Here is a 26352-nt window from a genome sequence, read left to right on the forward strand (position 1 = left end):
AGATGCCCGAGCCACGCCAGACGTCGGCGCGGCCTCCTTCCCTGGGAGCCCGCGCCCTCTCGGCCGCGGCCCTGCCGATCGCCCCGCTGTTCGGGGTCTCGCTGGCGTATCTGGCCTTCCATCCGCGGCGCCGGGAACAGCGGGAGCACCCCCGGGACCACGGGCTGCCCTGCACCGAGCTGAAGATCCCCTTCGCGGCGCGGAAATACCTCGACACCTGGCTGTGCCCCGGGTCCCCCGAGAAGGTGGTGGTGCTCGGGCACAGCATGGCGACGGCGAAGGACCACAGCCTCCGCCACGCCAAGTTCCTGCACGACGCCGGGTACACCGTCTGCCTGTTCGACCACCGCAACCACGGGGCCAGCAGCGACGACCGGGCGCTGTTCGGGCTCGGCGACCGGTTCGCGAGCGACGTCACGGCCGTGGTGTCCCATCTGCGCGGCCGGCGCGGGTATGGCACGGCGCGGATAGCCTTCTACGGCTTCTCGTTCTCGTGCTTCTCGTCCATGTGGGCGTTGACGCACGACGGATTCGAACTTGACGCGCTGGTGTGCGACAGCGGGCCGGGGCACGACGTCCCGCCGCTGCTGCGCAAGTTCCTGGAGGCGGAGGCGCTGCCGCTGCCCGCCGTGCTGAAGGGCGAACCGGCCCGTTCGGTGGTGGCGCGGACGCTGTGCGCGGTGGGTCCGGCCATGCTCCGGGCCCAGTGGCCGCCGCCCGCGACGGGCAAGTTCGCCAAGATCCCCCTGTTGTTCATGTCGGGCGAGCACGATGCGATCGTGCCGCCCTCCTCGGTGGACGCGCTGGCCGAGCGCTATGCCCAAGCCGAGACGCACGTCCTGCCGGGAGCCGAGCATCTGCTCGGACTGGAGACCGATCCCGAAGGCTACGCGAGCGTGGTGCTGGATTTCCTCGAGCGGGCCCTGGGGTAGCCACCTTGACCGTCCTCGACGGGACGGAACTTTTCGGAAGAGGGAAGAGAGAGCATGCAAAAGGTGCTCATCGCCAACCGTGGCGAGATCGCTGTCCGTGTTGCCCGTGCCTGCCGGGATGCCGGTATCGCGAGCGTAGCCGTCTACGCCGATCCGGACCGGGACGCATGTCATGTGCGCGCGGCCGATGAAGCCTATGCGCTGGGCGGTGACACCCCGGCGGCCAGCTATCTCGACCAGGCCAAGGTCCTGGCCGCGGCCGCCGAATCCGGCGCCGACGCCGTCCACCCCGGGTACGGATTCCTCTCCGAGAACGCCGAGTTCGCCCAGGCCGTCCTCGACGCGGGCCTGACCTGGATCGGCCCCCCGCCGCACGCCATCCGCGACCTGGGCGACAAGGTCGCCGCCCGCCACATCGCCCAGCGCGCCGGAGCCCCGCTGGTCGCCGGCACCCCCGACCCCGTCTCCGGGGCGGAGGAGGTCGTGGCCTTCGCCGAGCAGCACGGCCTGCCCATCGCCATCAAGGCCGCCTTCGGCGGCGGCGGCCGCGGCCTGAAGGTCGCCCGCACCATGGAGGAAGTCCCCGAGCTCTACGACTCCGCCGTCCGCGAGGCCGTGGCCGCCTTCGGCCGCGGCGAATGCTTCGTCGAGCGCTACCTCGACAAGCCCCGCCACGTCGAGACCCAGTGCCTGGCCGACACCCACGGCAACGTCGTCGTGGTCTCCACCCGCGACTGCTCCCTCCAGCGCCGCCACCAAAAACTCGTCGAAGAAGCCCCCGCCCCCTTCCTGACCGAAGAGCAGAACGCCCAGCTCTACACCGCCTCCAAGGCCATCCTCAAGGAGGCGGGCTATGTCGGGGCGGGGACGGTGGAGTTCCTCGTCGGGATGGACGGCACGATCTCGTTCCTGGAGGTCAACACCCGTCTCCAGGTGGAGCACCCGGTCACCGAAGAGGTCACCGGCATCGACCTGGTGCGGGAGATGTTCCGCATCGCCGACGGCGAGGCCATCGGCTACGACGATCCGCCGATGCGCGGCCACTCCTTCGAGTTCCGGATCAACGGTGAGGACCCGGGCCGCAACTTCCTGCCCGCCCCGGGCACGGTGACCTCCTTCGTGCCGCCCGCCGGGCCGGGTGTGCGGCTGGACGCGGGCGTGGAGTCCGGCAGCGTCATCGGCCCGGCGTGGGACTCGCTGCTGGCCAAGCTGATCGTCACCGGCGCCACGCGGCGGCAGGCCCTGGAGCGGGCGGCCCGCGCCCTGGCCGAGTTCCAGGTCGAGGGCATGGCCACCGCGATCCCGTTCCACCAGGCGGTGGTGAAGGACCCGGCGTTCACCAGCGAGCCGTTCACCATCCACACCCGCTGGATCGAGACCGAGTTCAACAACACCATCGCCCCGTTCACCCCGACCGGCGCGGACGAGGCCGAGGAGCCCACCGCCCGCGAGACGGTCGTGGTCGAGGTCGGCGGCAAGCGGCTGGAGATCTCCCTCCCGGCGGTCCTGGGCCTGGCGGTGTCGCCCGGGGAGGCCGCGGGGGGCTCGGGCGGCTCGAAGAAGCCGAAGCGCAAGGCGGTCAAGAAGTCCGGCTCGGCGGCCTCGGGCGACGCCCTCGCATCGCCCATGCAGGGCACCATCGTCAAGGTCGCTGTCAACGAGGGCGACACCGTGGCCGAGGGCGACCTCATCGTGGTCCTGGAGGCCATGAAGATGGAGCAACCCCTCAACGCCCACCGCAGTGGCATCGTCAAGAACCTGAACGCGAACGTCGGCGCCTCGGTCAGCGCGGGCGCGGTGATCTGCGAACTCAAGGACTGACCCGCCGCCATGGCGTCCTTACGGTGGGCCGGGCCCGGTCGGGCCCACCGTAAGGCGTCGTAAGGGTCAGTCCTTGAGCGTCCGCTCCAGGAAGCCCAGGAGGGTCTCCGCGTACGTCTCCGGCTGGGTCTTGATCCCCTGAAGGTGCTCGGTCTCGGGCAGGGTGTGCACCTCGGCCAGCGGATAGCGCTCGGCCAGCGCCCGTACCCCCGAGGCGGGGATCATGGTGTCGCGCTCACCGGTCAGGAAGAGCATCGGGGTGCGCTCGTACGCGCCCCCGAGCGGCGGCGGCCACTGCACCCGCAGCATCGCCACGGCGGCCGACGAGGCGACCGACTCCACGACCGGGCGGGAGGGGCCGGCGCCCAGCGGGCCGGGGATCGGCACCCCGCCGGCCGCGACGAAGTTCCGGAACAGCGGGGCCAGCTCCAGTGCCGGGCCGCTGTCGAAGACCACCGCGTCGACCGGGCAGTCCTCCCTCTTGAGCATGTAGAAGGAGGGGAAGGTCGAGATCGAGAAGCCGTAGATCGCGATGCGCGCCGCGGCGTACTCGTCCATCGACCGCATGTGCCGCACCACGGCGACCACATCGTCGGTGTGACGGTCGCTCATGCCCCAGCCCGCACGGTCCGCGACGCTCTTACCGTGGTTGCGGTGGTCGAACATGGCGACCGTATAGCCCGCCTCGCTGAGCAGCCGCGCGTGCGCCAGGCTCGCGGACTTGCTGAGCCCCAGGCCGTGTCCGAGCACCACGACCCGCTCGGCGTCGCCGGGGATGAGCCAGACGTGCAGCCCGCGGCCCTGCTGCCCGTTCAGCGGAACGTTGACGTCGGTGCTGGTCAGCCCCAGGTCGGCGGGGGTCTTGTGATGCGGTCTGCGGGGCGGGTGGAAGATCATGTACGAGAGGAAGGCGCCGTACAGCGGTGCCACCGGGAGGGTCACCGCTGAGGCCGCCTTGGCCAGGAATCCCGTCGCCATGGTCGTCAAACCCCCATCACCGATCGTGCCCGGACGTGCGCGATCGTAGTGCGGACGGGCGGGTGACCGCGTCGGCCGGAACGTGAACGTGGCCTAAGTCACCGGGTGCCCGCGATCGGCAACGCCGCTGTGTGGCAAGGGCGTTGGGGGCGTGTGAAGCGGTCGTGGTGGCGCGTTCCGACGGCGGGGCACCTACGGCGCGCCGCGCGCGCCGCTGTACCGTCAGTACGTCCACAGTGAGCGCGTCATCGGCCGATATCACGGGGGAAGCCGAACAGTGTCCTTCACCAGCCCGGTTCAGCCCGCACCCGAGCCCCGGCGATGGGCCCCGGTCCGCGCCCTGCCCGGCCCCGGGGACCGCCCCGGCCCCGGCGAGGTGGCCGTATGGCTGCTGCGGATCCCGCCGTACGCCGCCGCTGCCGCCGCCGTCGCGGAGGGCATGCTGGACGAGCGGGAGCGCGAGCGCGCGGCGCGGCTGCGGTCGGACGTGGCGCGCGAGCGCTATGTGACCTCCCATGTGGGGCTGCGGACGCTGCTCGGCGGCTATCTCGGCATCGCCCCGGCCGAGGTCGCGTTCACCCGGGAGACCTGCGGCATGCCGGACTGCGAGAAACCGCACGGCCGCCCGGCCCTGGCGGGCGAGGACGCGCTGCACTTCTCCCTCTCCCACTCCGGGGACGCGGCCCTGTGTGCCGTCGCCGGAGTGCCCGTCGGCGCCGATGTCGAGGAGCGGGACCCCGGGCGCGCCGGGGCCCGGCTGACGGGGCTGGTCGGGCAGCTGCACCCCGAGGAGCGGGCGGCGATCGACGCGCTGCCGGAGGAGCTGCGGGAGGAGGCGTTCCTGGGCTGCTGGGTCCGTAAGGAGGCGTACCTCAAGGGCATCGGCACGGGGCTGCCGGGCGGGATCGGCGCCCACCACGTCGGGCTCGCCGAGGGACTGGCCCCGGCCGGCGCCCCGCCCGGCCCGCGCGGCTGGGCCTTCGCCGACCTCGACGCCCCGCCCGGCTACCACGCGGCGGTCGCCGTAAGGGAGGAGGGCGTAGGGGACGATGCCGCGCCCGGTGGCGCGGTGCGGCCGGTGGTGACCTTGGCAGGGCTGTCGCTGGAGTGACGGCGGGCCTGTGGTGACGGCTGGGGCGTTGTCGGACCCTCGGCGTACGGTCGGGGGTATGTGCAGATCCATCAAGACGCTCCGCGCGCCGTACGCCGAGACCGTCACGCAGGACGACATGCGCGCCGCCGCCCTCCAGTACGTCCGCAAGATCAGCGGCTTCCGCCAGCCCGCTCCGCACAACGCCGCCGCCTTCGACAAGGCGGTCGAAACGATCGCCGCGGCCACCGAGGAACTGCTGAGCACGCTGGAGATCAAGGGCCCCCCAAGCCGACAGCGGCACTGAAGACCCTCGCCCGGCCTCGCCGCCCCTGCCCTGTGCCCACCGGGCCCCGGCGCCGGGCGGAGACTCAGCGGACGTAGTTCTTCAGGATCTCCGTGTCGAGCGTGATGTCCACGGGCCCCGGGAGCACGACCTGCTCGCCGAAGGGCGCCCGGTGGATGTCGAGGTAGCAGGCGCTCTTCGGGTCGGGGTTGGTGTGCACGATGACCGCGCAGGCATCACGGTCCACAAGGAGGTACACGGGGATGCCTGCAGCCGCGTAGGCGGTTGGTTTCTCCTGGCGGTCGCGGCTATCGGTGTCCCGATCGTACGACGTGACCTCGACGGTCATCAGCACTCCGTCAGGCTCGGCCCATTCTCCCTGTCCCGCGAAGTGCGCGATGGGTGCCAGCGAGCCGTCCGGGCGAGCCCGCCCGTTGCGGTACTCCCCGACCTTCAGACCCTGAGACGTATGGAGGTCGAGCTCTGGGCGACTCTGCATACATTGCCTGAGCAGCCACATGATGATCGTCTCGTGATCCCCGTCGGCCACGTGCTTCTCCTCGATCCGTCCGTTGATGAACTCCAACGTGACGGTTTCGGGCACCGTGGAGGCGATCTCCTCGAACTCCTCCACCAGCATGTGCGTGCGCTCGCTCATAACCGTCATGTTGCACCCCTTTCCTGGATGAAGCCAGTGTTCCGGGCGCCGGTGCGACGGGGGCGCAAACCGTAGCGGATCACTCCCGAGAGTGAAGGGGCGGGGCGGTGAGAAACGCGTCTGGGGCTTCCCGGAAAACCGAGAAGCCCCAGACCAATGTCACGGTGCGCCGCCAGGGACTCGAACCCCGGACCCGCTGATTAAGAGTCAGCTGCTCTAACCAACTGAGCTAGCGGCGCCTGCTGACGACATAAATAGTACCTGGTCCGGAGGGGTGGTTCCGACCACGCCCAGATGGGCTCAGATGGAGAGGGAGAGCAGCATCGGGGCCGCCTCGCGGTTGAGGGTGTCGGCGGCCTGGCGGAGGCGGTGGGCATGGGCCAGGGGGAGGGAGAGGGCCAGACAGCCGACCGAGCGCCCGGCGCTGATCGGAACCGCCGCGCAGACCGTGCCGACCGCGTATTCCTGCAGGTCAAGGACGGGGACGGTGGCGGGCTGGCTGTCCAGCTTGCGGAACAGCACCTTCTCGTTGGTGGTGGTCCGGGAGGTGAGCCGCACCGTCTTGTGGCGGGCGAGGTGATCGCGGCGGCTGTCGTGGTCGAGCTGGGTGAGCAGGCATTTGCCGAGCGCCATGGCGTGCGCGGCGGAGCGGAAGTCCACCCACTCGTTGACCTTGGGCGTGCGCGGCCCGTCCGCATACTGCGTGATCTTGATTTCGCCGTCCACATAGCGGCTGAGATAGACCGCCGCGCCCACCGAGTCGCGCAGGGCGATGAGCGACTGCTGGAGCTTGTCCCGGACGGCGTGGCCGCGGTCGGGGGCGGCGGAGCCCAGCAGGGTCAGGGCGTTGCCGCCGACGTAGGCGCCATCGGCGATCTGCTCCACATAGCCCTCGCGGCGCAGCATCCGCAGCAGATCGGCGAGCTGGTGGGCCGGTAGCCGGGTCTCCCTGGCGAGCATGATGTCGCTGACGCCGGACGAGTGTTTGGCGACGACCTCCAGGATGCGGAGGGCGTGCTGCACCGAGTGGAACGGCGCGGTCGGCTCGGGCCTGAGCGCCACGATTTCCCCCCTCGCAGGTTGGCGTGGCTTTGTATCACGATAACCGCCAAGGGGCTTATCCGGATCGGCTGTTGAGGATATTGCCGAGGCGCATCGGCCCCGGTCAGCAGGGGCGTATGTCCTCGGCATATGACAGTGGCGTGCCCCCGCGGGAGGGCCGCGGGGGCAGCGCCGGACCGGACCCCGCAGGGGACGGATGATCAGCCCGGCAGGCGCCGGATGATCTGCCGGTCAGGGGCCGGATGATCAGCCGGCAGGGGTCGGGCGATCCGGCCGAAGGGCTAGAGGACCGCGCTCAGGAACTCCCTCGTCCGCTCGTGCTCCGGCTCGGTGAAGATCTTCTCCGGCGGTCCGGACTCGATCACCCGGCCCGAGTCGAACATCAGCACATCGTCGGAGATGTCCCGCGCGAAGTTCATCTCATGGGTGACGCAGAGCATGGTGATGTCCGTTGTATGAGCGATGTCACGCAGCACATCCAGCACCCCGGCCACCAGCTCCGGGTCCAGCGCCGACGTCACCTCGTCCAGCAGCATCACCTGCGGCCGCATCGCCAGCGCCCGGGCGATCGCCACCCGCTGCTGCTGCCCGCCGGAGAGCTGCGTCGGGTACGCGTCGCACTTGTCGCCGAGCCCGACCAGGTCGAGCAGCTCCCGGGCGCGGGTCTCGGCCTCGTCCTTGCTGAGGCCCAGCACATGCACCGGGGCCTCGGTGATGTTCCGCAGCACCCGCATATTGGGGAAGAGGTTGAACTGCTGGAAGACCATTCCGATCTTCTTGCGCACCTCTCTGGTGTGCTTCTCACCCGCCGGGACCAGCTTGCCGGCCCTGTCCTCATGGGTCAGGTAGTCGCCGTCGACCTTGATCGTGCCCTCGTCCGGCTTGATCAGCGTCATCAGCAGCCGCAGGATCGTGGTCTTGCCCGAGCCCGAGGGGCCGATCAGGGTGACGTGCTTGCCGGAGGAGACCGAGAAGTCGAGGTTGTCCAGGACCGTATTGCTGCCGAAGCGCTTGGTCACCTGGTCGAAGCGGATCAGTTCACTGCCGTCCACGGCAGGGTTCGTGTGGTCGGTTTCAGTGGCCAAGACGACGCTCCAGGGCTCGCATCAGAAGGGAAGCCGGATAGGCGATGAGGATGAAGGCGATGCCGACCATCGTGTAGGGCTCGATGTACTGGAAGGACGACGCGCCCTCCGCGCGCGCCTTCTGCAGCATGTCGACGACGCCGATCAGCGCGAGCATCGGGGAGTCCTTCAGCATCGCGATGACGTAGTTGCCCAGTGCGGGCACCACCCGGCGAATGGCCTGCGGCAGGATCACCGCGGTCCAGGTACGGCCGCGGGAGAGGCTGAGCGCGGTCGCCGCCTCCCACTGGCCCTTGGGCACACCGTCGATACCGGCCCGGTAGACCTCGGCGGTGTACGTCGAGTAGTGCAGACCGAGCGCGATCACCCCGGTGGTGAGCGCCGAGAACTTGATGTCCCAGGTCGGCAGCACGTAGTAGAAGAAGAACAACTGCACCAGCAGCGGAGTGTTGCGGATGAACTCCACGACCGCCGCCACCGGCCAGCGGACGAAGCGGGTCGGCGAGCGGAAGGCCATCGCCCACACCAGGCCGAGCGCGAACGCCAGGACCGAGCCCAGGGCGGTCGCCTCCAGGGTGATCAGCAGCCCGTTGCCCAGCTCGGGGAGGAAGTCCTTGGCCACATCCCAGTTCCAGCTCACTGGGCACCTCCCGCCGTGATGATGTTGGACGACTGCTCGGCCTCCTGGCGCGAGGACAGCTTCCGGGTGACCATCGGGCCCTTGTCGGACTTCACGGGGGCCTGGCCGATGCCCGCCTTGGCGCGCCGCTCCAGCAGCCGCATCAGCCGGGTGAGGACGAAGGCCAGCACGAAGTAAAGGACCAGGATGATCGTGTAGATCTCCAGGCTGTCACCGGTCGCCAGCCGCGAGAGCTGGGCGGCGAAGGTGATGTCGGCGACGCTCACGGCGGAGACCAGGGCGGTCGCCTTCAGCAGCTCGATCAGCAGATTGTTGAAGGGCGGGATCATCTCCGGGATCGCCTGCGGCAGGATCACCCGGCGCATCCGCTGCGCGGGCGTGAAGCTGAGCGCGATGGCCGCCTCACGCTGCGCCGGGGCCACCGCGGCGAGGGCGCCGCGCACGATCTCCGAGCCGTACGCCCCGTAGGTGAGGCCCAGCGCCAGCACCGCGGCCCACATCGGCACCAGCTGGAACTGGAAGGCCAGCGGCATCACGAAGAACAGCCAGAACATCAGCACCAGGGCCGAGGTGCCGCGGAAGACCTCCACATAGAAGCCGGTCAGAAAGCGGACGATCCACAGCCGGGAGGTGCGCGCGATCCCGATGCCGAACGCCACGACGGCCGCGAAGACCGCGCTGTACAGGGTCAGCTGGATGGTGATCCAGACGCCCGGAAGAAGCCAGTTTTCCCACAGCCCGGCCGTCATGAGCACAGCTCCTTGGCGGTCAGATCGGTCATCTCTTCCTTGGTGAAGCCGAAGGGCCGCACGATCCGCAGCAGCTCGCCGCTCTTCTTCATCTTGTGCAGCTCCACATTGAAGGCGTCCCGGAGCTTGGTCTCCTCGGGGCGGAAGGCGAAGCCGCCGGCGCCGATGTCCGGTTTGCCGCCGACGTACGCCTGGAACGGCTCGGTGGCCTCGGCCTGCCGGCTGTTCCGCTGCTTCACCACGTTGTGGACGGTCACGGTCGTGCCCGCGAAGACATCGGCCCGGCCCTGTTCCACGGCCAGCAGCCCGGCGAGCTGATCGGGGAGGATCAGCATGTCGCTCTGCTTGATCCCGGCGTCCTCCGCATAGCCGATCTGGGCGTATGCGGTGCCGGTGGCCATTTTGGCCTTCTGCTTGGCGATGTCGTCGTAATTGTGGATGTTCTTGGGGTTCCCCTTGCGCACGATGAACGCGTCACGCATGCGGTAGTCGGGGTCGGAGAAGATCACCTGGGCGCAGCGCTCGGGGTTGATGTACATGCCCGCCGAGACCACGTCGAACTGCTGCGAGCGAAGGCCCGGGATGAGCGAGCCGAACTCGGTCGGCACCGGCTGGACCTTGGGCACGCCCAGCCGCTTGAAGATGATTTTCGCGATCTCCGGCGCCTCGCCGGTGAACTCGCCGTTCTTGTCGATGTAGCCGAATGGGATCTCCCCCGCAATTCCCAGCCGGACCGTCCCCTGCGACCGCAGTCGCTCCAGCAGGTTGCCCCCGTCCTTGGCGCCCGAGCCGGACACCCGGCTGCAGCCGGCCGCGCCCAGCAGACCCAGGGCCGCACCGCCGGCGAGAAGAGCGCGGCGGCTTGGGCCCATTTTTGCTATTTCTCTGCTATCGGTGTCTTTCCCACGTGGTGGAGCCATGGGCGCGCGGCTACCCGACTCCGGCAAATGTATGCGGGCCGTTTCCGGCCCTTGATACAGCCGATGTCTGGGTAGTCCCCTGGGACAGGACTGGTTCCGAAGCGACCTGGAGGAAAGTCGATGGTTGACCGAGCCGACCGGTTCATCGAGGTCTCGCTCGACAAGCGCGGGGTGAGTTGCACGGCCAAGCTCCTTGACGATCTCGCGCCGATCACCTGCGACGCGGTGTGGAACGCGCTGCCGCTCGGGGGTGATGTGTATCACGCGAAGTACGCACGCAATGAGATCTACACCCTGCTGCCCCCCTTCGCGCCCGAGGAGCCGCCCCTCGAGAACCCGACGATCACCCCGATCCCCGGGGACCTGTGCTATTTCACCTTCACGGACACCCAGCTCGGGACCAAGTCGTACGGATACGAGACCGAGGCCAAGCACCAGGGGCGGCGGCAGGTGATCGACCTGGCGCTCTTCTACGAGCGGAACAACCTGCTGATCAACGGTGACGCGGGCTGGGTGCCCGGGATCGTCTGGGGCACGATCGTGGACGGCCTCGACCGCATGGCCGACGCCTGCCAGGACCTGTGGCGCGCGGGGGCGCTGGGGGAGACGCTGAACTTCCGCCGGGAGTAGACCTCGGCTCACGCCGGGCGCGGGCCCTCGGCTTGTGCCCGGCGTAGGCATGGGCCGGGCCGGGGCGGAGCGGCCCCGGGCCCGGGTTACGGGGCGGAGCGGTCCTGGCCCTGGCCCTGGCCTTGGCCCCGGGCCCGGGTCCGGCCCCGGGTCCGGGCAACGGGCCTTACGCCGCCGGCGGGCGCACCCCGTCCGCCAGCCCCGCCTCGAACAGCGCGTGCGCCGCCCGCAGCACGAGCGCGTCCGCGTGGCGCGCGCCCACGAGCTGCACCCCGATCGGCAGGCCCGCGCCGCTCAGGCCGCACGGCACCGAGGCCGCGGGCTGCTGGGTCAGGTTGAACGGGTAGGTGAACGGCGTCCAGCCGGTCCACCGGGTGTGCTCCGACCCCTTGGGCACCTCGACCCCCGCCTCGAACGCGGTGATCGGCAGCGTCGGGGTGACCAGCAGGTCGTACGCGGAGTGGAACCGTCCCATCGCATGGCCGAGGGCCATCCGCACATCCACGGCCGCCAGATAGTCCAGCGCGCTGTACGACGCCCCCTGGGCGCAGATCTCGCGCAGCCCCGGGTCCAGCAGCTCCCAGTCCTCCTGCCCCAGCGGCTGCACCACCCGGGCCGCGCCGCTGAACCACAGCGTGTGGAACGCCTCCACCGGGTCCTCGAACCCCGGGTCGATCTCCTCGACCACCGCGCCCAGCTCCGCCAGCAGGTCAACCGCCCGGCGCACCGACGCGGCCACCTCCGGGTCGACCACGGCCGAGCCGCCGAGCGCCGGGCTGTAGGCGACCCGCAGGCCGTCCACCCCGCCCCCGCCGGAGGTGAGCGCCTCCCGGAAGCTGCCCTCGGCGGGGCCGAGCTGGGACCAGTCGCGCCAGTCCGGACCGGAGATCACATCCATCAGCAGCGCCGCGTCCGCCGCGTCCCGGGTCATCGGCCCCACATGGGCCAGGGTGCCGAACGCGCTCGCCGGATAGAGCGGAACCCTCCCGTAGGTGGGTTTCAGCGCGAAGATGCCGCAGAAGGCCGCCGGGATACGGACCGAGCCCCCGCCGTCCGTCCCGAGGCTCAGCGGACCCGCGCCCAGCGCGACCGCGGCCGCGCTGCCGCCACTGGAGCCGCCCGCGGTCCGCTGGGGGTCGTACGGATTGCCGGTGACCCCGTGGACCGGGCTGTCGGTGACGCCCTTCCAGCCGAACTCCGGGGTCGTGGTCTTCCCCACGAACACCGCGCCGTGCTCGCGCAGCCGTGCCACCGAGGGCGCGTCCTCGTCCCACGCCTTGCCCTCGGGGCGTACGGTCCGCGAACCGCGCAGCGTGGGGGCGCCGCGCTGCAGCAGGATGTCCTTCACCGACACCGGGACGCCGTCCACCAGGCCCGCCGGGGCCCCGCGCCGCCACCGCTCGGCGGACTCCTCCGCCTGCCGCAGCGCGCCCTCGGCGTCCACCCGGGTGAAGGCGTTCACCTCCGGCTGAATCTGCTCGATCCGGTGGAGGACGGCACGGGTCGCCTCGACGGGGGAGAGCTCGCCGGAGGCGTAGCGCTCGACGAGTTGAACGGCTGTCAGGTCGTGCATGTCGGTCATCCGGCTCTCCGTTCAGGTCCTGCGATCAGTCCACCGGTACGTACCCGAGGCGTTTGTCGACGATGTTGAGCAGTGGTTCGCCCGCGCACCAGCGCTCGTAGTTGTCCTGGAACTGGTCGGCCAGGTGGTCGCGCCACCCGACCGTGTCGCCGCTCATATGGGGCGAGACGAACAGCCCGGGCACGTCCCACAGGGGATCGTCCGAGGCCAGCGGCTCGTGTTCGAAGACATCCAGGGCCGCGCCGGCGATCCGCCGGGCGACCAGGGCCGCCGTAAGGTCCTTCTCGACGACCAGGGGGCCGCGGCCGACGTTGATGAACCGGGCGGAGGGCTTCATCCGGTCGAAGACGGCGCGGTCGAACATGCCGCGGTTGGCGTCGGTGAGCGGCGCCGCGCTCACCACCCAGTCGGCCGACGGAAGCAGCTCGGGCAGCTCGTCACCGCCGCGCACGCCCTGCCGAGCGGTGCGGCCCACCAGGTCGACCACCACGCCGAGCGCGGTCAGGGTGGAGCCGATCGCCCGGCCGATGGGACCCGCGCCCACGACCACGGCGCGCGTTCCGGCCAGCCGCATCGTCTCGCGGTGCTGCCAGCGTCGCTGTCGCTGAAGCTCCCAGCTTCCGTGGAAGTCCTTGGCCATGGCGATCACCAGACCGGCCACATACTCCGCGATCGGCTGCTCGAAGACCCCTCGAGCATTGGTCAACACGGTGTCGGACGCGATGAGTTCGGGGCAGAGCAGCCGGTCCACCCCCGCGCTCGCGGTATGGACCCACGCCGGTCGCGGGCCCTCGCCGGGCCAGGCGTCGCGGACCGCGTCGGAGGTGAAGTCCCAGACCAGGAGCACATCCGCGGTGGGGAGCGCCTGGGGCAGCGAATTCTCGTCACAGACGAGCACCTTGGCCCGGCCGGCCACCCGGTCCAGGTGGACCGGCGGCTGGTCGCCGAAGACGACAACTGTGCTTTCGGACATAGGCGGGAAACCGTTTCGAAACGTGGATGGGTTTGCCTGAAGAAGGAGCGGGCAGGCGCCTCAGTTTGAGGATTGACCACGCTAGGCAGCGGAAACTACCGTCGTCAACAACGGCATCTGTCCCGGCGTCCCCGGCATCAGGCCGGCTCTCTCCATCCAAATCTCTGGCCAATGGTCCAGTCCCTCCGTTCCGTATTGGGGCTCGCTTTGGACGTCTCTTTTCTGGGTGGCCCACAGCCGCAGCGCGGCGTGGGTGTGGTGGCACCGTTCGACTTCGCACTCGACCGTGAGCTGTGGCGCTGGGTGCCGGACGAGGTATCCCTCCACCTCACCCGTACCCCGTTCGTACCCGTCGAGGTGAGCCTCGACCTGGCGCGGCTCGTGAGTGAGCACGAGACCTTGCACGACGCGGTGCAGGCGCTGACGGCCGTCGCACCGGAAGTGGTGGCGTACGCGTGCACCTCGGGCAGTTTCGTCGGCGGTGTGGCCGGGGAGCGCGCGATGTGCGCGGCCATGTCCCAGGCGGGTGAGATCCCGTCGCTGACCACCTCGGGCGCGCTGCTGGAGGCGCTGCGGGAGATCGGCGCCCGGCGGATCGCCGTGGTGACGCCGTACACCCAGTCCGTCACCGACTCGCTGGAGGAGTATCTGGCCGAGGGCGGGATGACCGTCACCGGACGGGCGTACCTCGGACTGACCCGGCACATCTGGAAGGTGCCGTACCGCGATGTGGTCGACATGGCCCGGCAGGCAGTGGTCGGGGCCACCGACGCGCTCTTCATCAGCTGCACCAATCTGCCGACCTACGACGTGATCCCGCAGTTGGAGGCGGAGCTGCGGATGCCCGTGCTGTCCGCGAACCAGGTCACCATGTGGGCGGCGCTGCGGGCGATCGGCGCCCGGGCCGTCGGTCCGTACCAGGCGCTGCTGGACCCGGCCGCCCGGTCCGGTCCGGCGGGGATGTCGGTGTCGCCGAGCGGCCCGCTCCCAGTGACGGACCCGGTCGTCGAGTCGATGCTCGGGGCCGTGGAGTCGGTCGAGTCCGTGGTGGACGAGCCGGAGGCGGCGCTGGCCGGGGCGGCCCCGCCGGGGTCTGACGGCGACCCGGCCGACGGGCTCGACCCGGGCTTCGGCACCGGCCTCGGCGAGGGCCCCTACCTCGACGATTCCGGAGGCCCGGCCGCGGGGTGAGGCGGCGGCCCGGCGTGATGTGACGTGAGGTGAAGGGCGGCCCGCCCCGGAGTGAGGGGGCGGGCGCCCTGGCGCGGCCGGGCCCGCTCCGGTGGCCGGGGTGGGCGCCCCGGCGTGGCCGGGAAACCTGTCCGGGTGGGACGGGCAGGCCCGTCACCTACGCCAGGGAGGCCGTCCGGCGGGTGGGAACCCGCCGGGCGTCGGCGGTGTAGGAGAAGTGACAGCAGTGCAGGGGCGGCGCTCGCGGGGGCCGCCAGTCAAGGAGGCAGTCATGGTGGACTCGACGCACCCGGCCCCGGACACGGTGGGCTTTCTCTACCCCGGATACTCCGCCGAGGACGAATACCCGCGCCTGGAAGGCATGCTCGGCGGCGACAGCGGCGACGTCCGGCTTCCGCTGGTCCACACCGACATCGGTGAGGACGCCCATCGGGTGGACGCCCTGCTGGAGATGGGGTCGGCGGCCCGTCTCGCGGCCGGTGTCGCCGAGCTCGCCGAGCGCGGCGCCCGGGCCGTGGTGTGGGCGTGCACCAGCGCCAGCTTCGTCTTCGGCTGGGAGGGCGCCAAGGAGCAGGTGCGCGAGCTGAGCGAGACGGCCGGGATGCCCGCCTCCAGCACCTCCTTCGCCTTCGCCCACGCGGTGCAGGCGCTCGGCGCCGACCGGGTGGCCATCGCCGCCACCTACCCGGAGGACGTCGCCGACTACTTCCGGGCATTTTTGAAGGCGGCCGGCGCCGAGGTGGTCTCGATGCGCGGCAGCGGGATCATCACGGCAGCGGAGGTCGGCACCTGGGGCCGGGAGGAGGTGCTGGAGCTGGGCCGCGCCGGGGACCACCCCGAGGCCCAGGCGGTGCTCCTGCCGGACACCGCCCTGCACACCGCCGCCTGGATTCCGGATCTGGAGGCGGAGCTGGGCAAGCCGGTGCTCACGGCCAACCAGGTCACGGTCTGGGAGGGGCTGCGGCTGCTGGGCCGCGATCCGGTCCATGACCGGCTGGGCACGCTCTTCGCCCGGAGCGGCGGATAGCGGGGGACAGCGGCGGGTGGCGCGGCCGCAGGCGGGCGCGCCGAAGGTCCCGAGGAGTCGGTGACGGGGAGCTGAACCCCGGCGGAATTCCATGCAGCTCTTTGGCCATCAGTGCATTCCGCTTATCGGACTGCGCCTAGCATGCAGCCGTGCGTCGCCAACATCTCTCCCCGGTCCCGCCGGCACGTCATCTGCTGGTCGCCGGTGCGGTGACGGTGGCCACGGCCGTCGGAATCGGCGTGCTGGCGGTCGGCGGAGGCTCCTCGGACAGCCCTCGTGCGCACCCCTCCACGAGCGGAAGCTCGCCCTTGAAGGCATCGGACGGGCTGCGGCACACCTCCGTCGAGGTGTCCGAGGGCGGCTGCGGCCGTGGCTGGACCGATGCCGCCCGTGGCAAGCAGGTGTTCGAGCTGCGGAACACCTCCAGCAGACCGGCCGAGGTCTATCTCACCGATCCGGCGAACGGCGCCGTCTACGGAGAGGTGGAGGGCCTGGGCCCCGGCACCAGCAGACCGCTGAGCGTCACGCTCGGCGGGGGCTCCTACGCCTTCGTCTGCCTGCCCGAGGACGCGGACGCGGTCACCGGGCCCACCGTCACCGTGCCCGGACCGGCGCGGGGCGGTGGACCGGCCGTGGTCCCGGTCAGCCAGCAGGATCTGATTCCGCCGACCATCGCCTACCAGAAGTGGGTGGCGGGCCGGATGGACGAGCTGGTGCGGCGCACGGACGCGCTGCGCTCGGCCATCCACTGCGGTGACCTGGCCACGGCCCGTGCGGCCTGGCTGCCCGCCCATCTGATGTACGAGCGGATGGGCGCCGCCTATGGCACCTTCGGCGACGCCGACGGGGCCATCAACGGCACCACGGCGGGGCTGCCCGACGGAGTCCGTGACCCGGACTTCACCGGCTTCCACCGCCTCGAGTACGGCCTGTGGCACGGCGAGTCCGCGAGCTCACTGCGCCCGGTCGCCGACCGGCTCGCCGAGGACGTCCGAGAGCTGCGGAAGGATTGGCCGCAGGTACGGATGGACCCGGCCGACCTGGGCCTGCGGGCGCACGAGATCATGGAGAACACCGTGCAGTTCGAGCTGACCGGCCGCACCGACTACGGCAGCGGCACCAACCTGGCCACCGCGCGGGCCAACCTGGACGGCACCCGGGCCGTGCTGCGCCGGCTGGAGCCGCTGCTGAAGCCCCGCGCCTCCTGGCTGCCCGAGCTGAAGAGCGACCTGGACCGCACCGAGCGGACCCTGGAGCGCTCACACCACGGCGACCGCTGGACCCCGCTGGACCGGCTGAGCCGCACCGGGCGCCAGCGGCTCAACGCGGACGCGGGCGCGCTGGTGGAGCGGCTGGCCCAGGTGGCGGCGCTGATGGATGTGCGGAGGACCCGGTGAGCGAGGTGCTGCGCAGGGGCTTTCTGCTGGGCGCTGCCGCGGGCACGGTCGGCGCGATGGCGGGCGCGGCCGCGGGCACGGCGGCCGCGAAGGAGGACGGGCCGGAGAAGAGGCCCACCCGCGTCCCCTTCCACGGCACCCATCAGGCCGGCATCCTCACCCCGCCCCAGCGGGCCACCGCGTTCATCGCGCTCGACACCATGGCCGAGGGGCGCGAGGAACTGGCCGACGCCTTCCGTGCGCTCACCGAGCGGTGCCGCTTCCTCACCGCCGGAGGCACCCCCGACCCGGTCGGGATCACCGCGCCGCCCGCCGACTCCGGCACCCTGGGCCCCCAGGTGGCCGCCGACCGGCTGACCGCGACCGTCGGCGTGGGTGCCTCGCTCTTCGACGAGCGCTACGGACTGCGGGACCGCAAGCCCCGGCGGCTGCACGCGATGCGGTCCTTCCCCGACGACGACCTCGACCCCGACTGGTGCCATGGCGATCTGAGCCTCCAACTGTGTGCCGACAGCACGGACACGGTGCTGCACGCGCTGCGCGACATCGCCCGGCACACCCGGGGCGCGCTGCAGATCCGCTGGCGTATCGACGGCTTCGTCAGCCCGCCGCGCCCGTCCGGCACCCCGCGCAACCACATGGGGTTCAAGGACGGCACCGCCAACCCGGACACCCGGGACGCCCGGGCGATGGACCGTCTGGTGTGGGTGGGTGCCCACTCCGGGGAGCCCGCCTGGGCGACCGGCGGCAGCTATCAGGTGATCCGGCTGATCCGGATGCTGGTGGAGTTCTGGGACCGGGTGTCGATCAGCGAGCAGGAGCGCATGTTCGGCCGCAGCCGGGACTCCGGCGCCCCGCTGGACGGTCAGCACGAGTTCGACACCCCGCGCTTCGCACAGGACCCCAAGGGCGACGTCATTCCGCTGGACAGCCATATACGGATGGCCAATCCGCGCACCGCCCGGACCGAGGACCAGCGCATCCTCCGTCGTGCCTACAACTACGACCGGGGCATGGACGGCAATGGCAACTTGGACATGGGGATGCTGTTCTGCTGCTACCAGCAGGACCTCGAGCGCCAGTTCGAGACCGTGCAGAAGCGGCTGGCGGGGGAGCCGCTGGTGGACTACATCACCCCCTTCGGCGGCGGCTATTTCTTCGCGCTCCCCGGGGTGCGGGACCGCTCCGACTGGCTGGGACGGACCCTTCTGTCCTGACGGTCCGTCCTGAACGTCGCCCCACCATCCGGTCAAGAACACCTCAAGAGTTCCTTGGATTCTTCTGACCCTCTATTCACTCGGCCGCCTCCATGGATTCCATCGGAGAGTCCTGCCCGCGGCACAGGATCAGGCGCAGGCGTGAAACGCGAATCATGTGGAGGCATGGCATGGGCGGCACGGCAGGATCCGAAGGCGGCCGACGGCGTGGCCGGGTCACGCACTGGGGTGCCCTGGCCGGCGCCGCGGCCCTGGCGACCGTGGGCGGGGCGGCCCCCGTATGGGCCGCGCCCGCCAAGGGCGACCACACCGCGACCCCGGTGAAGCATGTGGTGGTGATCTTCGACGAGAACATCTCGTTCGACCATTACTTCGGCACCTACCCCAAGGCGGCGAACACGGACGGCACCAGGTTCACGCCGGCCAAGGACACCCCCAAGGACATCGACACCCTGGCGCACGCCGGGCTGCTGGAGAAGAACCCCAATCTCTACAAGCCCAAGCGGCTGCGCAGCGACCAGGCCATGACCTGCGACCAGAACCACTCCTACGGCCCCGAGCAGTACGCCGCCAATGGCGGCAAGGCCGATAAGTTCGTGGAGAACACCGAGGTCAGCAAGTGCACCGGGCTGTTCGGCGAGCCCGGTCTGGTGATGGACTACTACGACGGGAACACCGTCACCGGCCTGTGGAACTACGCCCAGCACTACGCGATGAGCGACCGCTCCTTCAGCTCGGCCTACGGCCCCTCCACCCCCGGAGCGCTGGAGCTGATCTCGGGTCAGACCCATGGCGTGATCTCCACCGACCCCACGTCCTCCACCGAGAACCCGAAGCAAACCGACAAGCCGGACGCGTACACGGTGGCCTCACCGGACGCCAAGGGCGTCGGCACGATGATCAATGACCCGGACCCGGCCTTCGACGACTGCTCCAACAAGGACCACACCAGCGGCAACGCCCTGGCCCGGATGCAGGGCCGGAACGTCGGGGATCTGCTCAACGCCAAGGGTGTGAGCTGGGGCTGGTTCCAGGGCGGCTTCCGCCCCAGCACCGCCTGGGACGGTGAGCAGGACCACTACGCCAAGTGCTCCGGCACCACCCACAAGAACGTCGGCGGCGCCGCCTCGGTGGACTACAGCCCGCACCACGCGCCGTTCCAGTACTACAAGTCCACGGCGAACCCGCATCACCTCCCGCCGAAGAACGTCCAGGAGATCGGCCACAGCGGCCGGGCCAACCACAACTACGACCTCACCGACTTCGACGCGGCGCTCAGGACGGGCCATCTGCCGTCCGTCAGCTTCCTGAAGGCCGCCGAGTACCAGGACGGCCACGCCGCCTACTCCGACCCGGTCGACGAGCAGCACTTCCTGGTCGAGCGGATCAACGCGATCCAGAAGTCGCCGCAGTGGAAGGACACCGCGATCGTCGTCGCGTACGACGACAGCGACGGCTGGTACGACCACGCCTACGCCAAGCCCCTCAACGGGTCGGCCGACACGACCACGGGTTCCCATGGCAAGGCCACCGACAGCCCCGCCTGCCAGTCCGCTCCGAAGCCCGCGGGCGGCTACCAGGACCGCTGTGGCCCCGGCCCCCGGCAGCCGCTGCTGGTGATCTCGCCCTTCAGCAAGTCCAACAAGGTCGACCACACCCAGACCGAGCAGACCTCGATCACCCGCTTCATCGAGGACAACTGGCACACCGGCCGGATCGGTGACGCCTCCTTCGACCGCCGGGCGAACACCCTCTCCGGGCTCTTCGACTTCCGTCACCCCAACAACACCCAGGTGCTGCTGAAGTCCGACGGCTCGGTCGCGTCGGTCCACAAGGCCGGTCACTACACGACCTCCGCCCTGGCCGCCCACGCCCCGATCGTGAACGCCGCGGCCCCCGACGCCCTGACCACCCGGCGGCTCGCCGACGACAAGGGCATCTCCGCCGCCCTGCCCATCGGCCTCACCGCGGGTGTGCTGGTGCTCGGCGGCGCCGGTACGGCGCTGGCCCTCCACCGCCGCCGCACCGCGCGGACCGCGGGCTAGGCCCGTTCCGCGCGAGCGCGCGGCACACCGCCGTCGGGTCCGCCGCCACACCTCCTCCCCAGGTGGCGGCGGGCCCGGCCGTTCACCGGAGACCGGGGAACGAGGGCCGGGAATAAAGCGGAGCCTTTCTCCGGTTGAACGTCGGCGGTAGACGTAGAGGCGTCGCGGCGCAGCGCCGCAGACGCACACGACATGCGCGCACCGCAGCGCGACCAGGGAGGCGGGCCACCGTGGCCGATGAGCAGGACCGGCGAGACGACCAGCGCGACCCCATCCGGGCCCGGCCCCTCGGCAGCGCACCGGTGCCCCTGTCGGTGCTGGACCTCGCGACCGTCGGCAGCGGGGTGACGGCCGCCGAGGCGCTGCGGACCACCACCGAGCTCGCCCGGCTCGCCGAGCGCCGGGGCTTCCAGCGCTTCTGGGTCGCCGAGCACCACTCCATGCCCGGGGTCGCCAGTTCCTCCCCGGCGGTGATCCTCGCCCATCTCGCCGCGCACACCGAGCGGATCCGGCTGGGCTCCGGCGGGGTGATGCTCCCCAACCACGCCCCGCTGGTCATCGCCGAGCAGTTCGGCACCCTGGAGGCGCTCGCCCCCGGCCGGGTGGACCTCGGCCTCGGCCGCGCGCCCGGCACCGACGGGGCCACGGCCGCCGCGCTGCGCCGCACCGAGCGGCTGCGCGAGGGCGCCGACGACTTCCCCCAGCAGCTCGCCGAGCTGACCCGCTTTCTCGACGACGACTTCCCCGACGGCCACCGGTACGCCCGGATCCACGCGGTGCCGGGGCCGGTGCAGGGCACCGTGCCCGGCGGGGTCCAGTCCGCCGACCGGCCCTCGATCTGGCTGCTGGGCTCCAGCGGGTTCAGCGCCCGGCTCGCCGGGATGCTCGGCCTGCCGTTCTCCTTCGCCCACCACTTCTCCGCGGCCAACACCGTCCCCGCGCTCGACCTCTACCGCGAGACCTTCCGGCCGTCCGCCGTGCTCGACCGGCCGTACGCCTCGATCGGCGTCTCGGCCTTCGCCGCCGAGGACGAGAAGGAGGCCCACCGCCAGGTGCTCACCGGCGCGCTGGCCATGATCCGGCTGCGCACCGGACGCCCCGGCCTGGTGCCGACGCCCGAGGAGGCCGAGGCGTACGAGTTCAACGAGATCGAGCGCGACTTCATCAACAGTTGGCTCGCCAATGTCGAGTACGGCAGCCCGGACCAGGTCCGCGAGGGGCTCGACGGGCTGATCAAGCGCACCGGAGCGGACGAAGTCAAGATCACGGCCAATGCCCACGGCCGTGACGCCCGTCTGCGCTCGTACGAGCTGATCGCCGACGCCTACGATCTGCCGACGGCGCAGACGGAGGCGTAGCTCTAACCCGGCGCCGGGCAGGTGATCATCGCCTGGATACGGTCCGGCGGCACCGGACGGGAGTAGAACCACCCCTGTCCCGTGTCGCAGCCGATCCGCCTCAGCCGCTCCGCCTGCTCGGCGCTCTCCACGCATTCGGCCGTCACCGTGAGGCCCAGCCGGTGCGCGAGCTGCACCAGCGCCTCGACGATGGTCTCGTCGGCCGGATTCGGATGCTCCTCCGCCCGGAACCCCTGGACGAACGAGCCGTCCAGCTTGAGCGTGGAGACCGGCAGCCGGCTGAGATAGGCGAGGTTGGAGTAGCCCGTCCCGAAGTCGTCGATCGCGATGGCCACCCCCATGTCGCTGAGCGCCTGGAGCGCCTGAAGCGGACGCCCCGTGGACCCCATCACCGCCGACTCGGTCAGCTCCAGCTGGAGCAGATGGGGCGGCAGCCCGGTCTCCGCCAGGATCGCGCCGACATCGGCCACCAGATCGGAGTCCCACACCTGGCGGACCGCCACATTCACGCTGACCACCAGCGGATGCGGCGGTTCGGCCAACTGCCAGGCCCGGGCCTGGCGGCAGGCGGTGCGCAGCACCCACCGGCCCAGCGGCACGATCGCGCCGTTCTCCTCGGCCAGCGGGATGAACCGGTTCGGCGACAGCCGCCCGAACTGCGGATGGTCCCAGCGCACCAGCGCCTCCACCCCCCGGACCACCCCGTCGCCCAGCCCCACCAGCGGCTGGTAGTCGAGCACGAACTCGTCCCGTTCGACCGCCGGGCGCAGGGTGCTGGACAGCGCCTGCCGGGTCATCCGATGGGCGTTGCGCTCCGGGTCGAAGAGGGTCCAGCGCGCCTTGCCGTCCTCCTTCGCCCAGTACAGCGTGGTGTCCGCGGCCTGCATCAGCCAGGTGGTGTGGGTGCCGGCCGCGGGCCGCTCCACCACGCCGATGCTCGCCGACACCGACAGCCGCTGTCCGCCCACGTCGAACGGTTCCTGCAGGGCGGCCAGCACCGTCCGGGCGAGGTCGCACAGCTGCTCGGTGCCGGTGGAGTTGCGGACCAGCAGGGCGAACTCGTCCCCGCCGAGCCGCGCCACCAGATGGCCGCCGGGCGCCGCGCAGTCGGTGAGCCGCTGGGCGACCGCACCGAGCAGCCGGTCACCCACCCGGTGGCCGAGGGTGTCGTTGACCGCCTTGAAGCCGTCCAGGTCGAGATAGCAGAGCCCGATCCGGCCGGTGCCCTCGTGGTCGTAGGTGGCCGCCTCCAGCGCCCTGGTCATCCGCTCGAAGAAGAGGCTGCGGTTGGGCAGCCGGGTCACCGGGTCGTGCATCTGCAGATGGCGCAGCCGCCCCTGGAGGTCCCGCTGGTCGCTGATGTCGGCCATCGACAGCAGCAGGCTGCAACTGTCCGGGGCGGGCTCGACGGTGATCTCGGCCCACAGGGCATGACCGTCGGCGCGCCGCAGCCGCCGGGTACGGCGCAGCCGCGCCGCACGGCCGCCGAGGACGTCCTGGTACTCCCGCCAGGTGCGCGGATCCTCGCGCAGATCGGCCAGGTCCGCCGCGCTGCGGGTGATCAGCAGGGCCGGATCGGTGCCGAGCAGGGCGCCGAGGGCGGGGTTGGCGTCGAGCACCCTGCCCTCGCGGTCGACGACGGCCATGGCGAGGCGCGCCACATTGAAGGCGGCGCGGTAGTCGCCGGGCGCGGGGCCGGTCGTGGGACCGGTCGTGGGACCGGTCGTGGGACCGGTGGTATGCCCGGTGGTGGGCCCGGCCGTATGGCCCGCCGCAGGCCCGGTGGTATGCCCCGTTGGTGTGTGCCCCGTTGGGTGCCCCGCGCCCGGGGGCGTGCCGGGGGCCGGGGGCGTGCCCAGGACCGACGGCGCGCCGGGGGCCGGACGGGGTGCGCCGGGGTCCTCCGCGACCGGGAGGACGCTCGGCATGGCCTCACGCTCTGTGATCGTCGGCAGTGTCGCGCCCGGGGCGCGTCCCTGCCCGTCGGGGGTTCCGCTCACCGCTCGCTCCCGCGTGGCGTTTGTTGTGTCCAGGTTGTTCGTACACATCTTGTGCATGTCTCACACCGGGTGCCGGGCCGACCGTAAGTGCCTGCCTGAAGGGGGATTCCCCGCTGGAAATGTGCCGATCATAGGGGTTCGTAATCTGGGCGTTCCATCGATGTCATCGCGCTCACCGCCGCCTTGACAATGTGTTTGGTCGTATCTGTTCGACTCTGCGCGGGCCAACAGCCGCTCTGACCGATTGTGACCGTCTGTTACGTACCCGGATCGCGGCCTCTTCACTCGACCAGCCCAACCCAACAGGGCGTACCCCGCACATTCACCTCAGGGTGGAGTGGGTGTTCCGACTACGCCCGGGAGGTCGACATGGTGCGTCCTCAGGTACCCGAGGGGGTGCACCGGCAGCCTCGGCTGCGTCGGACCGGAGCCCTGCTCACCTCGCTGAGCGCGCTCATCGCGACCACCGTGGTGGCGGGCCCCGCCGTCGCCGCCGGCCCCGGCGGCCCCTGTGACCTGGAACGCACCGACGCCCACCACTCGGAGGGCCTGGACACCTGGAACTCCCGCTATCCGCGCCCGGTCCGCCGCCTGGACGCGGCGATGGTCTTCCTGTCCTTCCCGGACGCGCGGCCCCGGGTGACCCCCGCCCAACTGGCCGCCGACCACATTCCCGCGACCCCCAATTTTTTCAAAAGGGCCTCCTACGGGAAGTTCCGCTTACGGGTGCATCCGCTGCGGCGCTGGATCACCATGCCCCAGCGCTCCACCGCGTACGCCATACAGCGCGACTGGAACGCCCAGCGCCGCGCCGCCTATCTGCGCGACGCCATCGCGGCCGCCGATCCGCACCTCGACTTCGCCCGCTACGACCTCGTCTATCTGGTCGCCGACCCCGACGCCCCCGGCGTGGACGCCGACGCGACGAAAGTGGTCAACTTCGAAAAGCCACTGCGCGCGGATGGTGTCGATCTGCGCCGCCTGGTCACCGTTTTCGAGCACCATCCACCGGACCGCAATGTGCTGGCCCATGAGACCGGGCATGTCTTCGACCTGCCCGACCTCTACCACCGGCCGAAGGACACCGACGGCAACGCCGAATGGGACACCTACGTCGGCGACTGGGACCTGATGGGAAGCCAGTTCGGCATGGCACCCGATCCGTTGGGCTGGCACAAGTGGAAGCTCGGCTGGCTCGGCGCGCGCCAGGTGGCCTGCGACCGCGCCACCGGACCGCGCCGATACACCCTCCAGCCCCTCGCCGCCCCCATGGCGCGCGGCCGGTCCGGCGCCGACACCCGCACCCGGCTGGTCGTGGTCCGCACCGGGCCCACCACCGCACTGGCCATCGAGGCGCGCGGTGCCCGCGGCAACGACGCGGGCACCTGCACCGAGGGTGTGCTGGTCTACCGCGTGCACAACGACAAGGCGTCGGGCGACGGCCCCGTCCAGGTGCTGGACGGCCACCCCGCCACCTCCGCCTGCTGGAACGAGTCGGTCTACCCCGAACTCGCCGACGCCCCGCTCGGCGCCGGGGACAGCATGTCGGTCAAGGAGGACGCCGTACGGATCACGGTGGCGGGCCGTGCCGCCGACGGGGGCTGGACCGTCCGGGTCAACCGCCGGGCGCGCTGATGACGGCTGATGACGGGGCCGCGATGGCCCGGCGGGCCGCTGCCGGACCCGCGCCGGTGAAGCAGACCGGGCCGCTGACGGACCCCCGCCGAGGACCGGGGTGCGCTCCTCACCGTTGATCAAGTCGGCTTCGAGGTGCCGCTTCGAGACTGTGGGCCCCTTTTCGACGTCGGGCGCCCGGGAGTTGAGAATGCCGCGACACGCGAATCTGGCCGAGGCCCTGAAGGAACGGGCCCTCCGGCGCCCCGACGGCACGGCGCTCGCCCACCCCGCCGCCGATGGCACCGAACACCGCGTGTCCTACGCCGCGCTCGACGCCCGCGCCGACGCCGTGGCCGCCTGGCTGCGCGCCCGGGACGCCGCCGGCCGCCGGGTGCTGCTCGCCATGGACCCCGGTCCGTGCGCCGCGGTGGCGCTGCTCGGCTGTCTGTACGCGGGGGCCGTCGCGGTGCCCGTGCCCGCGCCGTCCGCCTCCCGGACCGATGCCGAGCGCACCGCCTCGATCGTCCGGGACGCCGCCGTGGCCCTCGTCCTCACCGAGACCGCCCACGCCACCGAGACCTCCCGCCGGCTCTCCCGAATCGGCCGCGCCGGTCTGACCTGCCTCGCCGTCGACGGACTCCGCCCCGGCGCCTGCGCCGACGCGCCCCGGCCCCCCGTCCGCACCACCGCCGACAGCCTCGCGCTGCTCGCCTACGACTCCGGGCCCGCCACCGCCCCCCGCGGCGCCCTGCTGACGCATGGCAACCTTACGGCGGCCATGGCCGGGCTGCGGCGGACGCTCGGCACCGACCGCCGCTCCCGGATCGGCGGCTGGCTGCCCCGCCGCCACACCCCCGGGCTGATCGGGCAGGTGCTGCACCCCTTATGGCTCGGCGCCACCGCCGTGACGCTTCCGGCGGAGCCGTACCGCACCGATCCGCTCGGCTGGCTGCGCGCCATCAGCCGCCACGGCATCACCGAAACCCTCGCGCCCGACATCCTGCACGCCCGCTGCGCCGCCCTCCTCGGCGACGAGCCACCGGCCGGGCTCGACCTCTCCCGCTGGCGGACCGCGCTGAACGCCGGGGAGCCGG

Annotated in this window: 22 protein-coding genes, 1 tRNA gene and 1 pseudogene; 13 read left to right on the plus strand and 11 right to left on the minus strand. The window is 71.2% G+C overall.

The genetic code is table 11. The annotated features are described in order from the left end of the window. Positions 1 to 2: 2 nt before the first annotated feature. A complete protein-coding gene (locus ACZ6TD_RS29495; RefSeq protein WP_471343043.1) occupies positions 3 to 932 on the plus strand; it encodes an alpha/beta hydrolase in 930 nt (309 codons plus the stop codon). A gap of 54 nt (positions 933 to 986) precedes the next feature. Next, complete coding sequence (locus tag ACZ6TD_RS29500) at positions 987 to 2753, plus strand: acetyl/propionyl/methylcrotonyl-CoA carboxylase subunit alpha (RefSeq protein ID WP_471343044.1); 1767 nt, start codon at positions 987 to 989, stop codon at positions 2751 to 2753. A gap of 66 nt (positions 2754 to 2819) precedes the next feature. Here the strand turns inward: ACZ6TD_RS29500 and ACZ6TD_RS29505 are convergent, their stop codons facing one another. Next, complete coding sequence (locus tag ACZ6TD_RS29505) at positions 2820 to 3731, minus strand: alpha/beta hydrolase (RefSeq protein ID WP_471343047.1); 912 nt, start codon at positions 3729 to 3731, stop codon at positions 2820 to 2822. 277 nt (positions 3732 to 4008) lie between these two features. Between ACZ6TD_RS29505 and ACZ6TD_RS29510 the strand changes: the two genes are divergently transcribed. Then, positions 4009 to 4842, plus strand: a complete 834-nt coding sequence (locus ACZ6TD_RS29510; RefSeq protein WP_471343049.1) for a 4'-phosphopantetheinyl transferase family protein — start codon at positions 4009 to 4011, stop codon at positions 4840 to 4842. Between the two features lie 58 nt (positions 4843 to 4900). Beyond that, the gene (locus ACZ6TD_RS29515; protein WP_471343050.1) at positions 4901 to 5128 is read left to right on the plus strand and encodes a DUF2277 domain-containing protein; all 228 of its coding nucleotides are present in this window, start codon (positions 4901 to 4903) and stop codon (positions 5126 to 5128) included. A 64-nt stretch (positions 5129 to 5192) separates the two neighbouring features. Here ACZ6TD_RS29515 and ACZ6TD_RS29520 read toward each other — a convergent pair whose 3' ends face one another. From ACZ6TD_RS29520 to ehuB, 7 genes are all read right to left on the minus strand, one after another. Next, positions 5193 to 5774 (minus strand): Uma2 family endonuclease, encoded by a 582-nt coding sequence (locus tag ACZ6TD_RS29520; protein ID WP_471343051.1) that lies wholly within the window; start codon positions 5772 to 5774, stop codon positions 5193 to 5195. A 156-nt stretch (positions 5775 to 5930) separates the two neighbouring features. After that, positions 5931 to 6004, minus strand: a tRNA-Lys gene (locus ACZ6TD_RS29525). A 61-nt stretch (positions 6005 to 6065) separates the two neighbouring features. After that, the gene (locus tag ACZ6TD_RS29530) at positions 6066 to 6827 is read right to left on the minus strand and encodes an IclR family transcriptional regulator (protein ID WP_471343052.1); all 762 of its coding nucleotides are present in this window, start codon (positions 6825 to 6827) and stop codon (positions 6066 to 6068) included. A 281-nt stretch (positions 6828 to 7108) separates the two neighbouring features. Further along, positions 7109 to 7879, minus strand: a complete 771-nt coding sequence (gene ehuA, locus ACZ6TD_RS29535) for an ectoine/hydroxyectoine ABC transporter ATP-binding protein EhuA (RefSeq protein ID WP_256652151.1) — start codon at positions 7877 to 7879, stop codon at positions 7109 to 7111. 22 nt (positions 7880 to 7901) lie between these two features. Further along, complete coding sequence (gene ehuD, locus ACZ6TD_RS29540; RefSeq protein WP_020871050.1) at positions 7902 to 8552, minus strand: ectoine/hydroxyectoine ABC transporter permease subunit EhuD; 651 nt, start codon at positions 8550 to 8552, stop codon at positions 7902 to 7904. Then, on the minus strand, positions 8549 to 9301 hold the full coding sequence (gene ehuC / locus ACZ6TD_RS29545) for an ectoine/hydroxyectoine ABC transporter permease subunit EhuC (RefSeq protein WP_470009388.1): 753 nt from the start codon (positions 9299 to 9301) through the stop codon (positions 8549 to 8551). Before ehuC ends, ehuD begins: the two co-directional genes overlap by 4 nt. Further along, on the minus strand, positions 9298 to 10221 hold the full coding sequence (ehuB, locus tag ACZ6TD_RS29550; RefSeq protein WP_471343054.1) for an ectoine/hydroxyectoine ABC transporter substrate-binding protein EhuB: 924 nt from the start codon (positions 10219 to 10221) through the stop codon (positions 9298 to 9300). Before ehuB ends, ehuC begins: the two co-directional genes overlap by 4 nt. Before the next feature lie 120 nt (positions 10222 to 10341). Here ehuB and ACZ6TD_RS29555 point away from each other — a divergent pair, with 120 nt between their 5' ends. After that, the gene (locus ACZ6TD_RS29555; RefSeq protein ID WP_471343055.1) at positions 10342 to 10851 is read left to right on the plus strand and encodes a DUF3830 family protein; all 510 of its coding nucleotides are present in this window, start codon (positions 10342 to 10344) and stop codon (positions 10849 to 10851) included. A 166-nt stretch (positions 10852 to 11017) separates the two neighbouring features. Here ACZ6TD_RS29555 and ACZ6TD_RS29560 read toward each other — a convergent pair whose 3' ends face one another. Together ACZ6TD_RS29560 and ACZ6TD_RS29565 are read right to left on the minus strand one after the other, a co-directional pair. Beyond that, positions 11018 to 12433 carry an amidase gene (locus ACZ6TD_RS29560; protein ID WP_471343057.1) on the minus strand — a complete coding sequence of 472 codons (1416 nt, stop codon included), beginning with the start codon at positions 12431 to 12433 and terminating at the stop codon, positions 11018 to 11020. A 25-nt stretch (positions 12434 to 12458) separates the two neighbouring features. Then, positions 12459 to 13406, minus strand: a complete 948-nt coding sequence (locus ACZ6TD_RS29565) for a D-2-hydroxyacid dehydrogenase (protein WP_471343058.1) — start codon at positions 13404 to 13406, stop codon at positions 12459 to 12461. Positions 13407 to 13613: 207 nt separating this feature from the next. On the opposite strand from ACZ6TD_RS29565, the gene ACZ6TD_RS29570 reads away from it, so the two are divergent. The 6 genes from ACZ6TD_RS29570 to ACZ6TD_RS29595 all read left to right on the plus strand — a co-directional run bounded on the left by ACZ6TD_RS29570 (position 13614) and on the right by ACZ6TD_RS29595 (position 21641). Beyond that, on the plus strand, positions 13614 to 14597 hold the full coding sequence (locus ACZ6TD_RS29570) for a maleate cis-trans isomerase family protein (protein ID WP_471343060.1): 984 nt from the start codon (positions 13614 to 13616) through the stop codon (positions 14595 to 14597). 271 nt (positions 14598 to 14868) lie between these two features. Next, positions 14869 to 15624, plus strand: a complete 756-nt coding sequence (locus tag ACZ6TD_RS29575) for a maleate cis-trans isomerase family protein (protein WP_471343062.1) — start codon at positions 14869 to 14871, stop codon at positions 15622 to 15624. A gap of 149 nt (positions 15625 to 15773) precedes the next feature. After that, positions 15774 to 17021 (plus strand): EfeM/EfeO family lipoprotein, encoded by a 1248-nt coding sequence (locus tag ACZ6TD_RS29580; protein ID WP_471343064.1) that lies wholly within the window; start codon positions 15774 to 15776, stop codon positions 17019 to 17021. Further along, positions 17018 to 18238: an iron uptake transporter deferrochelatase/peroxidase subunit gene (gene efeB, locus ACZ6TD_RS29585; RefSeq protein ID WP_471343065.1), complete on the plus strand. Its 1221-nt coding sequence runs from the start codon at positions 17018 to 17020 to the stop codon at positions 18236 to 18238. The genes ACZ6TD_RS29580 and efeB overlap by 4 nt, the downstream gene beginning before the upstream one ends. Positions 18239 to 18408: 170 nt before the next feature. Next, positions 18409 to 20283 (plus strand): phospholipase C, encoded by a 1875-nt coding sequence (locus tag ACZ6TD_RS29590; protein ID WP_471343066.1) that lies wholly within the window; start codon positions 18409 to 18411, stop codon positions 20281 to 20283. A 230-nt stretch (positions 20284 to 20513) separates the two neighbouring features. After that, positions 20514 to 21641, plus strand: a complete 1128-nt coding sequence (locus tag ACZ6TD_RS29595) for an LLM class flavin-dependent oxidoreductase (RefSeq protein WP_471343067.1) — start codon at positions 20514 to 20516, stop codon at positions 21639 to 21641. A gap of 2 nt (positions 21642 to 21643) precedes the next feature. Here the strand turns inward: ACZ6TD_RS29595 and ACZ6TD_RS29600 are convergent, their stop codons facing one another. Continuing rightward, positions 21644 to 23689, minus strand: a complete 2046-nt coding sequence (locus ACZ6TD_RS29600) for a putative bifunctional diguanylate cyclase/phosphodiesterase (protein ID WP_471358145.1) — start codon at positions 23687 to 23689, stop codon at positions 21644 to 21646. 321 nt (positions 23690 to 24010) lie between these two features. On the opposite strand from ACZ6TD_RS29600, the gene ACZ6TD_RS29605 reads away from it, so the two are divergent. Both ACZ6TD_RS29605 and ACZ6TD_RS29610 read left to right on the plus strand, forming a co-directional pair. After that, entirely contained in the window at positions 24011 to 25276 is a 1266-nt protein-coding gene (locus ACZ6TD_RS29605; protein WP_471343068.1) for a M6 family metalloprotease domain-containing protein, read from the plus strand. A 190-nt stretch (positions 25277 to 25466) separates the two neighbouring features. After that, positions 25467 to 26318, plus strand: a pseudogene (locus tag ACZ6TD_RS29610) (AMP-binding protein); the annotation flags it as partial. Positions 26319 to 26352 lie beyond the last annotated feature (34 nt).

Source organism: Streptomyces yongxingensis (assembly GCF_055597465.1).

Bases quoted from the DNA above. Each gene is read 5' to 3' on its own strand.
- ACZ6TD_RS29605 (WP_471343068.1), top strand. From the start codon at position 24,011: ATGGTGCGTCCTCAGGTACCCGAGGGGGTGCACCGGCAGCCTCGGCTG.
- ehuC (WP_470009388.1), bottom strand. From the start codon at position 9,301: ATGACGGCCGGGCTGTGGGAAAACTGGCTTCTTCCGGGCGTCTGGATC.
- ACZ6TD_RS29520 (WP_471343051.1), bottom strand. From the start codon at position 5,774: ATGACGGTTATGAGCGAGCGCACGCACATGCTGGTGGAGGAGTTCGAG.
- ACZ6TD_RS29565 (WP_471343058.1), bottom strand. From the start codon at position 13,406: ATGTCCGAAAGCACAGTTGTCGTCTTCGGCGACCAGCCGCCGGTCCAC.
- ACZ6TD_RS29575 (WP_471343062.1), top strand. From the start codon at position 14,869: ATGGTGGACTCGACGCACCCGGCCCCGGACACGGTGGGCTTTCTCTAC.
- ACZ6TD_RS29555 (WP_471343055.1), top strand. From the start codon at position 10,342: ATGGTTGACCGAGCCGACCGGTTCATCGAGGTCTCGCTCGACAAGCGC.
- ACZ6TD_RS29505 (WP_471343047.1), bottom strand. From the start codon at position 3,731: ATGGCGACGGGATTCCTGGCCAAGGCGGCCTCAGCGGTGACCCTCCCG.
- ACZ6TD_RS29590 (WP_471343066.1), top strand. From the start codon at position 18,409: ATGGGCGGCACGGCAGGATCCGAAGGCGGCCGACGGCGTGGCCGGGTC.
- ACZ6TD_RS29500 (WP_471343044.1), top strand. From the start codon at position 987: ATGCAAAAGGTGCTCATCGCCAACCGTGGCGAGATCGCTGTCCGTGTT.
- ACZ6TD_RS29560 (WP_471343057.1), bottom strand. From the start codon at position 12,433: ATGACCGACATGCACGACCTGACAGCCGTTCAACTCGTCGAGCGCTAC.
- ACZ6TD_RS29495 (WP_471343043.1), top strand. From the start codon at position 3: ATGCCCGAGCCACGCCAGACGTCGGCGCGGCCTCCTTCCCTGGGAGCC.
- ACZ6TD_RS29600 (WP_471358145.1), bottom strand. From the start codon at position 23,689: ATGTGTACGAACAACCTGGACACAACAAACGCCACGCGGGAGCGAGCG.
- ACZ6TD_RS29515 (WP_471343050.1), top strand. From the start codon at position 4,901: ATGTGCAGATCCATCAAGACGCTCCGCGCGCCGTACGCCGAGACCGTC.
- ehuB (WP_471343054.1), bottom strand. From the start codon at position 10,221: ATGGCTCCACCACGTGGGAAAGACACCGATAGCAGAGAAATAGCAAAA.